Here is an 11,370-nt window from a genome sequence, read left to right as displayed (position 1 = left end):
GCCTTGGAGAGCGCCTGCGAGGCACAGGGGCACGGTGGTCTCGCGCGCGGTGGCGCCCGTGATGACGGCCTCGATGTCCCGCCCGGCCGGGCGGGGGCCCTTGCCAGCCATCACGCGACCACCGCGTCCGGGATCGCCTCGGCGAAGACCTTCATGGGCACCATGTACTTGGCGAGCTCGTTGGCGGCCGGGGCCTTGCGGGCGCGCTGCCCGCAGGCGACCGGGTAGACCTCGACGGCCTGGCCTGCGGCGAACGCGTTGGCGGTCGGAATGTCCCGGCGCACGACGAGGTAGCCGTGCGTACCGCGGGTGAGGGTGGTGTACGGCAGCTGCTCGGTGGGCGTGGAGCCCACCTTGAAGGTCACCTCGACGTCCCACTTGACGCGGCCGACCTCCTCGGTGTCGGTGGTGCTGGCGAGGCTGCCGGTATCGACGCCCGCTGTGGTGGGGTCGGTCTTGAGGCCGTCGGGAGTGATGCGGCTGGTGTAGTCCGGTGCGGCGTTGAGCTCGGTGGCGCTTGGCGCGGACAGGCTGGAGAGCGACGCGCACCACACGACCTTGGTGAGGCCGTCGCTGATGAGGTCGGACACGGGGGGCTCCTCGGGGCATGAGAAACGCCCCGGCGCCGGGGCGGCGGGGCGAACAGATCAACGGGACGGGCGGGAGGCCAGGGTCAGGACCGGTAGGCCGCGACGGTCACCGTGGTGACGCCGGAGTACGAGATCGACGCGAGGCCGTCGGACGGGTTGGTGTTCAGGTCCGCGAAGATCGGGATCTTCTTGGTGGCCGAGGCGGCGATGGTGACCGTGCGGTCGACGGCGGCCTGGCCGCGCACCGTCGCGTAGGAGGAGATGGTGACGGTGATGGACGAGCCGCCGCCGTTGGTCACCTCCACCCAGACGCGGTCGCCGACCGGGGCGACCTTGTCGCCGCCGGCGGACGCGGCGGCGGGGGCTTCGAGGGTGCCCGCCGCGGCAAGCGCGGCGGCGGTGAGAGTGGCCACGGGGGCCTCCTTGTCGTCAGGCGGTGATGGAACGGATCCGGTACTGCATGGGCAGGTACCAGAGCGGCGGGGTGACGTCGTCGTCGCGCTGCAGTGGCGGGCCGCCGAGCGCCTCGGGCCGCCAGCACACCCGGCCGTCCACCACCAGGCCGCCGGCGACGGCGCGCCGGACGCGGCCGGCCGTGCCGATCGCGCCCTCGGGGGTGGTCGCGACGGCCGTCGCCTGCAGCATCAGGTCGAGGCCGGTCCGGTCGTCAGCGAGCGACGCGGCGGACTCGATGCCCGGAGACGGGTACAGCACGACGTAGGTGGCGGGCAGCAGCGCGCGGCCAGCCGGGGCGCCGCCGAGGTACACGGCCAGGCCGGTCGCCTCGATGGCGGATTGGGCGGCGAGGACGTGCGGCAGGTCCTCCGGGACTGGGGTGGTCACAGCAGGTCCCGGGTAAGGGCCTCGACCGCTGCAATGAACCGCGCCTCCTCGCTCATCAGCGCGCGGCCGCCGTCGTTGTGGCCGCCCTGCTGGGACGTGCCGTACTCCAGGATGTTGCCGAGCGCGCCCTGCTTCGCATCCTTGTCGGGGCCGATCACCGCGGAGGTGCTGCCCGGGGCGCTGTCCAGGTCGTAGCCGATGCTGCCCGGGTAGTGCGGCGCGTGGCGGCCGGAGGACGCGCGCGCGTTGGCCCGCCAGTCCCTCTTGATGTTCAAGGCGCCCTTGGAGACGACCTGTCTGGCCTGTCGGTCGGCCTCGTCGGCGGACCTGGCCAGGTCGGCGACCAGGGCCTCGAGGGCGGTGATGTCGACGCTCACGATCGGTCCTCCGCTTCGATACGCCAGGCGGTGGCGGTCGCCGAGGCACCCGCGCTGGTCACCCAGAGGTCCAGCGCGGCCAGCCGGGGGTCCGGTGAGGCGGTCACGAGTACCCGGTCGCCGGGCAGCACCTGGCCGGCTGGGACGGTCGTCCAGGGCAGGGCGACCTCGTAGCGGCGCAGCACGACGGCGCGTTCGCCCGCCGGGACGTCTTCGGAGACGGCCTGGAAGGGCTTGACCCTGGCGGGGCCGGTGTAGAGGGTCTGTCCGGTGCCGGGGGTGGTTTCGCCGGTGACGGGGTCGTAGATGTCCGGTCCGGGGCGCAGCAGGGTGATCTGGTCGATCATCAGGGCTTGGTGGGCGGTGCGGCCGGCGGTGAGGAGTGCGTCGAGGGCGCTCATCGGGTGGGGGCCACGGAGTAGGCGGGGCTGAGGCGGTAGGCGTTGAGGGTGCGGCGGTGGTCGGGGGTGAGGGTGCCGGCGCCGATGGTCTCGCTCGCGAAGGTGCGGGAGTAGTCGTCGATGGACTCGGAGCGCAGGCCTTGGGGGTTGGTCATGGTCATGGTGGCGAGGTCGACGACGATGTCGAGGATGTCGTCGGGGACGGTGGTGTAGCCGTGGCTGTAGGTGAGGCGGATGCGGTCGGCCCAGATGCCTTGGGGGTGGGTGCGGGGCCAGCCCATGAGGCGGGTGGGCTGCCAGTAGGCCTCGGCGCGGGTGAGTTTCGGGCCGAGGCGGGTGTAGTCGCGGCCCTCGAGGCAGGGGAGTTCGATGCCGGCGGTGCCGGCCAGCTCGGTGATGGTGAGCGGGTTGTCGGCGTCCACGACGAGGGGCCGCTGGGGGACGAGGAGATGGCGGGTTCCGCCGGGGATCTCGATCGTGTCCTGGGCGTGGAAGGTGAGTTCCTGTCGGCAGTAGCCGCGGACCTTGGCAGAGGCGCGGCGCAGGGCGGCGGCGGCCTGCGTGGGGTCGAGGGTGCGCTGGAGTGCGTCCTCGAGGTCGGTCTGGGTGGCGAGTGGGGGGAGGGGCACGGTGGGCCTCCCTTGCTCAGGCGGTCTCGGCCTCGGCCTCGGTGGCGTCGGGGGTCTGGTCGTCGTCCTCGGCGGTCTCCACAATGGCGGCCAGGCGCTTGACGGCGGTGGCGCGCGGGGCGTCCTTGGCCTGCTCGGCGGTCAGGGCCGTGCGGGCGCGGCCGGGGTCGCCGCCGACCCAGTTGATGAGGGTCTCGATGGTGGCGTCGACGGGCGGTTCGTCGGCGTCCGGGCTGTCGCCGTCGTGACCGGGGTTGGTGTCGGTGTCGGTCGGCGCCTCGTCCTGGGCCGGGTCCTCGGGCGGGGCGGGGGGCTCACCGTCGACGATCTCGACGGGCGCCCGGACATTCCACAGGTGCTCGGCGAACTCGCCGTCGGTCTCGTACCCGGACGGCAGGTCGTGGACCTGGTAGTTCCAGTAGGCCTGGGTGGCCTCGGTGGTGCGGACACGCATGGGTCCTCCTCGGGGGGACGGGCCCCGGGGCTCGACGGCGGTCGGGCCCCGGGAAGGGGGGCTCAGGCGTGCTCGATGACGACGCCGCGCTTGTAGAGGGCGGCGTCGCCGGAGCCGGCGTCGGTGGGGACGCCGAAGTCGCCGGTCCAGGCCCAGGTCGTGGTGACGACCTGCTGCAGGCGGTCCTGCGGCGGGCGGACGATGAGGTTGACGTTGACGCCCGGGGCGGCGTCGACGACGCGGATCTCGGGGACGTCCTCGACGCCGGTGCCGGCGAGGAGGTTCGCGGTGCCCTCGAGGGGGGCGTTCATCAGCGCGTTGGCGCCCAGCACGATCGGCCGGTGGACGGTGAGGGTGCCGGCGGAGCCGCCGAGGATGGTCGGCGCCTCGAGGTTGCGGACCCAGTCGATGCCGGCGAACCGCCCGATCGACAGGTCCTGGTAGATCGGGGAGTCGACGCGGCCCTGGAGGGCGCCCTTGAAGTCGCTGTCCGAGAACAGCTGCGCCTCGGTGTCGGGGTCGATGTGCGCGACGTAGTAGCCGCCGACGGTCGGGACGGCCATCTTGCGCAGCCGGGCGACGGCGGCGCGGAAGTGCGCGAAGGTGGCGATGTTGCCGGCGGTCAGGTCGTAGGCGCTGTTGCCGGCCGGGCGGACGGTGACCGGGGCGTTCGCGGCGACGATGTAGTCGCCGGCGGTGTCGGCGCGGGCGGTGCCCAGGGTGAGGGTCTTGGTGCCGGTGTTGACGCCGACGACGGTGTTGGCGACGCCGGCGATGGACACGGTGAGCGGGTTGGCCCCGGAGACCGCGGTGGGGACGCCGTTGACCAGGACGGTCTCGAAGCCGTCCGTGGACTGGACGATCATCGCGGTGTCGGAGCCGGCGGTGGTGGTGCCCCAGGTCCGGCCGCCCGCGTAGGCCTTGAAGAGCTTGTTGCGGGCGACCTGGTTGATGGTCTGGCCGGCGTTGACGCCGAGGCCCTCGATGTCGGCGAGGTACTTGGACGCCAGCGCGAGCGCGGAGCCCAGCATGTTGGTGTCCATGGTGTTGGCGTACTGGTCCATCGTCACGGACCACTGCTCGACGGTGTAGGTCGCCGGGGACGGGTCGGAGCCGGTGACCGGGGTGGTGGCCGGAGCCAAGAGGCCCTTGCGGGTGAAGGTCTTGGTGTCGCCCAGGCCGCCGACCCAGGGCTCGGCGTCGGCGATCTGGGGGAACAGGAAGTTCGGGACGAGGGCGTCCTTGAACATCCTGTCCAGGGTGCCGTTCTGCAGGATCGCCTGGATCGCGGCCGGCAGGGTGGGCCGCACGCCGGCGTGCCGGTCGATGCGGAACCACGCGGGCGCTGTCTTGGGGGTGGTCATGATCACTCCTCGGTGATGGTGACGGACACGAGGTCCGGGTGTTGCCGGGCGAGCTCCTCGAGGCCCAGCAGTGCGGTGTGGGTGACGGCCGACACGGCGGCGCAGACGCGACCCCCGGCAGCGTGCTCCTCGTGACCGGTCACCTCGATGGAGGTGCGCCCGTCGCCCAGACGGGCGCGGATGGTGATCACGAATAGCGCTGCCGGTAGCCGTACTTGGCAAGCTCCGCGGCGAGGTCCTCCTTGGAGGCGGTGCGGAAGTCGGCGGCGGGGGGCGGGGTGCGGGTTCCCTGCGCGGGGTCGGGACGCGGCCGGGTGCGCTTGTCGGGTGCCGGGTCCGGGGTGGCCGGGGCGGGTTCGGGCTTGGCCCAGTGGGGCTTGCGCTCGAGCAGGTCGGCCAGGGCGCTCTCGATGGCGTCGGCGTCGATCTCGCCGTCGCCGTCGACGTACTTCGCGGGGTCGCGCATGAGGACGTCGATGGCGTCGGCGGGGTCGGCGAACCGGTCCTTGGCGCCGGCCTTGATCTCGGCGGAGACGGCCCGGGCGACGGCCTTGGCGGCCTGGTCGGCGGCCCGTTCGGCCTTGGCGGCGGCCTTGTCGAGCTCGGACTTGTCGCGGTCCTCGTACTCGCGGACCTTGGCCTCGGCGGCGATGCGGGCGCGCCGTTCCTCGGCCGCCTTGCGCTTGGCGTCGGCCTCGGAGGCCTTCATGCGGTCGAGGGCGCGCTTGCCGGCGTCGCCGAGCTTCGCCTCGTCGCTGTCGCCGGTGCCCTCGGGGTCGGGGTCGCCGGTGCCCGGGTCTGCGCCGGGGTCGGGATCGGTTCCGGGCGGGTCGCCGTCGGCGGGGTCCGGCGTGCCCGGGTCCGGGTCGGGCACGGGGTCGGGGTCTGCCTCGTCGTGGCGGGCGAGGTCGAACCAGGAGCGGGTGAGGCGGTGGGACATGTGGTGGTCTCCCGTTGCAGGAGGTGGGACCGGTCCGGCGTTGCGCCGGGGGTCAGGTCAGGTAGCCGTAGCGGCGGAGCATCGCGATCACCTGGTCGCGGTTCTCGGCCCGGCCGTAGATCTCCTCCGGGGTCAGCCGGCGGGCCCGGAGTCTGAAGGCGCGCCGGTCCTGGTTGCGCGGGACCAGGCCCAAGCGGATGGCCCGCTCGCGTTCGGCCCGGAAGAACGCGCCGCGGGCGGTGGTCGCGTCGTAGGTCGCGCGGACCCGGTTGGCGCCCTCGCCGGCGGTGTAGAGGCCGCGGCGGGCGTTGACGACGGAGTTGATGTCGGCGCCGTCGCGGATCGCCTGCGCGCCGTGGATCGTGAAGACCCGGTTCTGCTCGGCGCGCGGGAGGCTGTCGAAGTAGGCGCGGACGTCCATCGTGCGGGCGCCGCGCCGGTAGCGGGTGATCGGCAGGTGCACGCAGTCGCATCGCGGGTGCCGGTCGAAGCCGGAGTTGAAGGCGTACTCGCGGCCCGCCAGGATCGCGCAGCGGGAGCACGAGGGCGGGCTGAGGACCCGTACGTAGCCGCGGGTGGCCCGGTTCGAGGCGATCCCCGCGCCCACCGCGGTGCGCCCGGCGTCGGCTACCTCCGTGGTGACGGTGCGCAGCAGGGTGGACAGGGCGCCGGTCGTGGCGTCGCGCACGCTCTGGCCGGCGGCGATGCGCCATTTGGTGTCGATGACGGGTTCGTAGAGGAGGCTGCGCAGGGATCGGCCGTCGGCGGCGTGGCCGGCGAAGGCGTTGGTGTTCAGGGTGCCGGCGGGTTCGGTGGCGGCGCCGTCGGCGGCGATGACCGCTGTGAGGTAGGTGTCGGCGGGGGCGGCGGCGGCCTGCTGGCCGTCCGTCACGGCTTGGACGAGGCCGGGTCCGACCGTGAGCCACTGGGTGTCGAAGCGGCCGGGTTCGAGGCCGAGGGCGTGCCAGAGGGCCTGGGCGCGGTCGGCGGCTTGGCGGACGGTGCGCTGCTGCTGGAGGTAGTGGGCGGTGGCGAGGTCTTCGGCGGTCGCCACCGCTACTCCTGTCCGTCGCCGGTGCGGGCGGCCGGTCGGCCGTCCTCGGTGTCGGTCTCGAACGGGAGGGGGTCTGCGGGTGGCTTGGGGCCGTATCCGGCGGCGAGGTCGCCGCCGACGGCCCGGTTGAGGGCGTCCTGGTCCATCTCCCGCATTCGGCGGCGCTGTTGGGCGCTGTAGCCGAGGTCCTCGCGGGCCTGCTCGGTCGGCAGGAGGCCTGCGGCGTGGAGCTTGACCACCGCGTCGGCCTTCTGGGCGTAGGTCGGGGTCGCGGCGTCGCGCCACACGGTCTCCAGGGAGCGGGCGGAGGGTGCGACCTCGCCGTCCCGGACGAGGAGGGCGAGGCGCATGATGCGCTCCCACGAGCCGCCGAAGGTGCGCTGGCGGCGCTCGGCCCGCTTGACGAGTCGGGCCTCGCTGGAGCGGATGGCGTCGGCGCTCGGCGGGTTGTCGGTGGCCAGGCCCAGGAAGTGGGGGGGCAGGCCGGACATGGAGGCGACCAGGCGGGCGAGCTGATTGATGGTGTCGTGGAAGTTGCCGAGCTGGGCCTCGGGGAACTGCCCGTACTTGACCTCGGTGCCTTCGTTGACCCAGAGGCGGCCTGCGAGGGAGGAGAAGGCGCCGAGGGGGTGGCCGTTCTCGTCGGCGAAGTCGTTGAGGGAGGCGCCGGTGGCCCAGCGGCGCGGCATGGCGTGGTACTCGGCGGACAGCATCATGTCCGTGGCGATCTTGCAGGCGGCGTCCGAGAGCGGGATGACCGAGCGCAGCTCCGAGACGCCCCGCTGGTTCTGCAGCCGGGGCCGGTTGATGATCGGCTCGACGCAGAGCCGGCCGAGGCTGTGGTGGTCGTGCTCGTCCGGCTGCTCGACCCAGCGGCCCTTCTGCAGCGCGAAGGTGTGGCGGTCGTCGGGCAGATAGAGCGTCGTCATCTTGCGGCAGTCGCCGCCCGGGACGGGCTCCTCCCAAGGCTTGATGGCGGCGAGGCCCCGGCGGGTGCGCGGGTCGCTCTCGGCGTACATCTCGAGGGCCGACTCGACGGTGATCAGGGGGGTGCTGTCGTCGTCCTCGTTGACGCCGACGACGCCGTAGGCCCGGCCGAGGAGGAGGCTGTCGAGGTGGCCCTGCTGGCTGCCCTCGTCGAGGTCGTTGGCCTGCCACATCTCCCACAGGTCGTCGGCTGTCTCCTCCTCGTCGGCGTAGCGGAACCCCTCGACGTCGAGCCGCTCCTCGAGGCTGTCGACGACCAGCTGCGGCCAGTTGATGACGACCTGGCGCAGCCGGCCCTGCAGCTCGTTGACGAGCTCCGGCGCCATGTACGACAGCGGCTGGGTGCCGTCGTAGTAGGCGTTCATCAGCGTGAGGTCCTTCAGCTCCTGGCTGTGGCCGTGCTGCAGGCGCTTGAGCCAGTCCTCGGGGGTCAGGTCGTCCAGGGCCACGGCACCCCCTCGTGCTGGTCAGCGAACCACGGTGGTTCTCCGCGGTGTGGTGGGGCGGGCGAGGCCTGCGGCGATGGCTTCGCCGGCGGCTTCGTGGGCGAGGATGCTGGTGACGGCGAGGTCGATCTTCTGGTGCGGTGCGGGCTTGCGAAGGACGTACCGGTCGGCGGGGCGGGCTGCCCGGCGGGCGTTGCCGACGTGGGTGGAGGTGTTCTCGCAGCCGTCGTGGGTGAAGCGGCTGTCGGCCTTGGTGACGTCAGTGAGCAGGCGTTCGCAGGCGGCGTGCATCTGGACGATGCGGTTGGTCCACCAGCGGATGACCCGCTTGTCGCCGTACTTGTCGGCCCAGGTGTCGACCTCGGTCTCCCAGTACGGCGGGTCGGCGTACATGCGCACCACGCGGTAGCGGCGCATCAGCTCGTCGACGGCGGCGTGGACCTCGAGGCGGGGCACCTGGCCGCCCCAGTCCTTGGGGTCCCAGATCGTCGGCAGCTCGAGGCTGCTGTAGACCGGGGTGAACTGGTGGCCGGTGTCGAGGGTTTCGGCGCGCAGGCCCGTCCAGTCGTCAATGTCGGAGCCGTCGAAGCCGAGGACGATCGGGGTGCCGTCGCTCACGGTCTGGTGGCTGGCGCGCGCGTCCCACCGGTCCCGGGCCAGCCAGACGCCGACGCCGGCGGTGATGCGGTTGCCGAAGAACCGCTCGGCCTGTGCCGGGTCGACGCTGATTAGCTCGGCGGCCTCGGCCTCGATCGCGTCGAGGTCGACGTGCGTGGATCCGGCGTAGACGTGCCGGTGGATGCGCCGCCGGTCCGTCTTGAGCTCGTACTTCAGGGCGGCGGGCGGGAGCCGGTGGAAGCGGAAGATGTCCTTGACCTTGGTGACGGCCTCGGCGGTGCGCTGCGCGACGGAGTTCTCGGAGGGGTCCCAGGCGTTGGTGGTCTCCATCGTTCTGCCGCCCATGCCGGCGGCGCCGCGGCGCTGGGTCTCGGCGACCCGGGTCATCTTGTTGGCGACCGTCCACAGCTGCGTCTCGTCCTGCAGGACGAAGGTCACGGGGTTGCCGAGGCGGGACTGGGCGCTGCTGGTGACGACGTCGATGCGGCCGTCGTTGGGGAGGCGGATGAACTCCTCGCCGACTTTCATCAGCTCACCGAGCGGGCCGTTGCGGATCATCGATTGCAGCGGCCGGTAGACGTTGTCTGTCTGCTCCTCGCTGAACGCCGTGATCTGCACCAGCGGCGTCGGCCACGGGCGGGCCATGGCGTCGCCGGGCTCGTACTCGTATACCCAGCCGCAGCCGCAGCCCCATTCCCGGCAGTCGTAGACTTCGCCGCCGACGGCCCAGCCGTTGAAGACGACCGGCCCCACCGCCTCCGTGGCGCAGATCGACGACGTCCACGGGCCCTTCCCGGTCTTCTGCGGGGCGACGCACTGCGAGCGGCGGTTGTGGAACGCCGGGGCGAGCTGCCCTACTGTCGCCTCGGGCTTGATCCGGTAGTGGTTGGCGGTGCACCACAGCTGCCAGTCGTACATCTGGAACGGCTGGCCCTTGCGGAAGCCGTCCGGGATGACGCAGTGCTGCTCGATCCAGTCGCAGGCCACCCACAGCGTCGGGAAGTCGACGACGAACTCATGCTCCGTCACCGGTCACGACCTGCAGGCGGGATCGGGCCGACTGTCGGTTCATGGCCGGGCCCGCGCCGGCGGCCGGCCGGGCTGCGGCCTGTTCCTCGTCACGGATGATGCGCCACCGGTTGGCGCGCATCCCCGGCGTGGTCAGGCCCAGGCTGTCCGCCATCTGCTTGACCACCGTGGTCAGGGTGACCCGGGAGTCCGCGAGCTCGGCTTCGGTCAGGCGGCGGATATAGAGGGCGACCTCCAGCTCCTGGCCGTAGCGCTCCCACATCAGTGCCTGCGGCTTGGCCCACAGGCACTGCCACAGCCCGTCCTCGCGCAGGCTCTGCTCGGTCAGCGGCCAGTCGGGCGCTTCGCCCTGGCGGCCTTCGGCGGGAAGGATCGTCCACTCTCCGGCGTCGCGTTCACGGCGCAGCGCCATGGGGTCGGGCGCCGGTCCGGATCGCGCTCGTGCTCCGCCTTTCGCCATGTCGGTCTCCTCGGTGTGGCGCCGTTGCGGCGCTGGTGCTCGGGCGGCGTTGCGCGCGCCCGGGTGTGTGGCAGGGCCGCCGCTGGGAGGGCCTGGTGCCTGTCGGTAGTGGCCGACGGGGTGTCACGGATGGTGACGATCTTGAAGATTCCAAGATCACTTAGGAAGTTCTGAACCTGGCAAACCGGATGCGACCCTCCCCGGCGGTCCGGGGCAAGACGGGGTCGGGGGGTCACCCCCCTGGGGTCGGTCACCCACAGTGGCGGCCGGTCCGGGGCGAGGTCACCCTTCGCGGTCACCGCCAGGGCCCCTCACCACCACCGCCGACCACCCGCAGGCCCTCAGCACCCCCTGACCTGCCCTCAGAGGCCTCGCCAGAGGGCCGGGGCGCCCTGCTGCAGGCCTTCCCCCGGCCCGGCCCGGGTACGGCGCCGGGCTGGGCAGCTGCGCCCCGTCCTGGCCCGCCCAGCGCGTGGGCCTCAGCCTCGCGGACAGCCTGGTGACACACCTCGTCCCGCCCGGTCGGAGCCGGCCGGACCGGGACGGGCGGCCCGGCCTCGAAGTCGGCCAGGAGGCGTGGGCCGGCCAGGGCGCAGCGGGTGGCCTCGGCCCACTCCTGAGCCGTCCACGTGTGCTCCTCGGCCACCATCAGGGCGCCGTCGGGCAGGCGGTGCACCGTGATGCTGTGGCGGCTGCTCACAGGGTCTGGTCCTCGGGCGGTGTCCAGCCCAGGCCGACCAGCAGGTCCACTGTCGCCTTGTTCACCAGGACCCTGACACCGTCTGCCTCGGTGGTGTCCAGGGCCACGACGCACGGGTCGAGGAGCAGCATGGGCTGCTCGCCGCTGGCGAGGTGGAGGGTGCAGGAGCGGATGGCCCGGGAGACGTCGGTGCCGTCGATGGTCAGGCGGTGGGTGATGCCGGTGGAGCCGAGGGCGACGTGGTGGCGGGGCTGCTCACGGTGGCTCATGCGACGTCGAGCTTCCCGCCGAAGACGAGGACGGCCTTGGCGCCTGCGGTGTCGCGGGTGCTGGGCAGCGCGGCCGTCAGGTCGGCGAGGTCCTCGTCGCTCAGGCCGGCGGCCTTGTCGATGACGAGGATGAAGGGCCGGCTTCCGTCGGGCCGGATGGGCAGGGGCAGGGCCTGGATGCGAGCCATGGCATCTCCCGAAGGGTGAGG

Annotated in this window: 16 protein-coding genes; all 16 read right to left on the bottom strand. The window is 72.6% G+C overall.

From position 1 onward, the window contains the following. Positions 1 to 110: 110 nt before the first annotated feature. A complete protein-coding gene (locus ACIGZJ_RS31275; RefSeq protein WP_396460429.1) occupies positions 111 to 590 on the bottom strand; it encodes a hypothetical protein in 480 nt (159 codons plus the stop codon). Between the two features lie 83 nt (positions 591 to 673). Next, positions 674 to 1,003, bottom strand: a complete 330-nt coding sequence (locus ACIGZJ_RS31270) for a hypothetical protein (RefSeq protein ID WP_396460428.1) — start codon at positions 1,001 to 1,003, stop codon at positions 674 to 676. Between the two features lie 16 nt (positions 1,004 to 1,019). Then, entirely contained in the window at positions 1,020 to 1,433 is a 414-nt protein-coding gene (locus ACIGZJ_RS31265) for a hypothetical protein (protein ID WP_396460427.1), read from the bottom strand. Then, a complete protein-coding gene (locus tag ACIGZJ_RS31260) occupies positions 1,430 to 1,810 on the bottom strand; it encodes a hypothetical protein (protein ID WP_396460426.1) in 381 nt (126 codons plus the stop codon). Before ACIGZJ_RS31260 ends, ACIGZJ_RS31265 begins: the two co-directional genes overlap by 4 nt. Continuing rightward, positions 1,807 to 2,211, bottom strand: coding sequence for a DUF6093 family protein (locus ACIGZJ_RS31255; RefSeq protein ID WP_396460425.1), 405 nt, complete (start codon positions 2,209 to 2,211; stop codon positions 1,807 to 1,809). The genes ACIGZJ_RS31260 and ACIGZJ_RS31255 overlap by 4 nt, the downstream gene beginning before the upstream one ends. Continuing rightward, positions 2,208 to 2,840 (bottom strand): hypothetical protein, encoded by a 633-nt coding sequence (locus tag ACIGZJ_RS31250; protein WP_396460423.1) that lies wholly within the window; start codon positions 2,838 to 2,840, stop codon positions 2,208 to 2,210. Before ACIGZJ_RS31250 ends, ACIGZJ_RS31255 begins: the two co-directional genes overlap by 4 nt. Before the next feature lie 16 nt (positions 2,841 to 2,856). Further along, positions 2,857 to 3,294 (bottom strand): hypothetical protein, encoded by a 438-nt coding sequence (locus tag ACIGZJ_RS31245; protein ID WP_396460422.1) that lies wholly within the window; start codon positions 3,292 to 3,294, stop codon positions 2,857 to 2,859. 62 nt (positions 3,295 to 3,356) lie between these two features. Continuing rightward, positions 3,357 to 4,658 carry a hypothetical protein gene (locus tag ACIGZJ_RS31240; RefSeq protein WP_396460421.1) on the bottom strand — a complete coding sequence of 434 codons (1,302 nt, stop codon included), beginning with the start codon at positions 4,656 to 4,658 and terminating at the stop codon, positions 3,357 to 3,359. A 2-nt stretch (positions 4,659 to 4,660) separates the two neighbouring features. Next, positions 4,661 to 4,849, bottom strand: coding sequence for a ribosomal-processing cysteine protease Prp (locus ACIGZJ_RS31235; RefSeq protein WP_396460420.1), 189 nt, complete (start codon positions 4,847 to 4,849; stop codon positions 4,661 to 4,663). After that, positions 4,846 to 5,598 (bottom strand): hypothetical protein, encoded by a 753-nt coding sequence (locus tag ACIGZJ_RS31230; protein WP_396460419.1) that lies wholly within the window; start codon positions 5,596 to 5,598, stop codon positions 4,846 to 4,848. Before ACIGZJ_RS31230 ends, ACIGZJ_RS31235 begins: the two co-directional genes overlap by 4 nt. Positions 5,599 to 5,650: 52 nt before the next feature. Continuing rightward, a complete protein-coding gene (locus ACIGZJ_RS31225; RefSeq protein ID WP_396460418.1) occupies positions 5,651 to 6,652 on the bottom strand; it encodes a hypothetical protein in 1,002 nt (333 codons plus the stop codon). 2 nt (positions 6,653 to 6,654) lie between these two features. Further along, on the bottom strand, positions 6,655 to 8,088 hold the full coding sequence (locus tag ACIGZJ_RS31220) for a phage portal protein (protein ID WP_396460416.1): 1,434 nt from the start codon (positions 8,086 to 8,088) through the stop codon (positions 6,655 to 6,657). An 18-nt stretch (positions 8,089 to 8,106) separates the two neighbouring features. After that, complete coding sequence (locus ACIGZJ_RS31215) at positions 8,107 to 9,732, bottom strand: hypothetical protein (RefSeq protein WP_396460415.1); 1,626 nt, start codon at positions 9,730 to 9,732, stop codon at positions 8,107 to 8,109. Beyond that, on the bottom strand, positions 9,719 to 10,144 hold the full coding sequence (locus ACIGZJ_RS31210; protein WP_396460413.1) for a hypothetical protein: 426 nt from the start codon (positions 10,142 to 10,144) through the stop codon (positions 9,719 to 9,721). The genes ACIGZJ_RS31215 and ACIGZJ_RS31210 overlap by 14 nt, the downstream gene beginning before the upstream one ends. A gap of 744 nt (positions 10,145 to 10,888) precedes the next feature. Beyond that, positions 10,889 to 11,161: a hypothetical protein gene (locus tag ACIGZJ_RS31205; protein WP_396460412.1), complete on the bottom strand. Its 273-nt coding sequence runs from the start codon at positions 11,159 to 11,161 to the stop codon at positions 10,889 to 10,891. Next, positions 11,158 to 11,349 carry a hypothetical protein gene (locus ACIGZJ_RS31200; protein ID WP_396460411.1) on the bottom strand — a complete coding sequence of 64 codons (192 nt, stop codon included), beginning with the start codon at positions 11,347 to 11,349 and terminating at the stop codon, positions 11,158 to 11,160. Before ACIGZJ_RS31200 ends, ACIGZJ_RS31205 begins: the two co-directional genes overlap by 4 nt. Between the last annotated feature and the right edge of the window lie 21 nt (positions 11,350 to 11,370).

This window comes from Kitasatospora sp. NPDC052868 (assembly GCF_044547105.1).
Classification (GTDB): domain Bacteria; phylum Actinomycetota; class Actinomycetes; order Streptomycetales; family Streptomycetaceae; genus Kitasatospora.
Note: the sequence above shows the minus strand (reverse complement) of the source record. Positions and strands in the feature narration are given on the sequence as shown.

Bases quoted from the DNA above. Each gene is read 5' to 3' on its own strand.
- ACIGZJ_RS31230 (WP_396460419.1), bottom strand. From the start codon at position 5,598: ATGTCCCACCGCCTCACCCGCTCCTGGTTCGACCTCGCCCGCCACGAC.
- ACIGZJ_RS31255 (WP_396460425.1), bottom strand. From the start codon at position 2,211: ATGAGCGCCCTCGACGCACTCCTCACCGCCGGCCGCACCGCCCACCAA.
- ACIGZJ_RS31200 (WP_396460411.1), bottom strand. From the start codon at position 11,349: ATGGCTCGCATCCAGGCCCTGCCCCTGCCCATCCGGCCCGACGGAAGC.
- ACIGZJ_RS31245 (WP_396460422.1), bottom strand. From the start codon at position 3,294: ATGCGTGTCCGCACCACCGAGGCCACCCAGGCCTACTGGAACTACCAG.
- ACIGZJ_RS31210 (WP_396460413.1), bottom strand. From the start codon at position 10,144: ATGGCGCTGCGCCGTGAACGCGACGCCGGAGAGTGGACGATCCTTCCC.
- ACIGZJ_RS31205 (WP_396460412.1), bottom strand. From the start codon at position 11,161: ATGAGCCACCGTGAGCAGCCCCGCCACCACGTCGCCCTCGGCTCCACC.
- ACIGZJ_RS31240 (WP_396460421.1), bottom strand. From the start codon at position 4,658: ATGACCACCCCCAAGACAGCGCCCGCGTGGTTCCGCATCGACCGGCAC.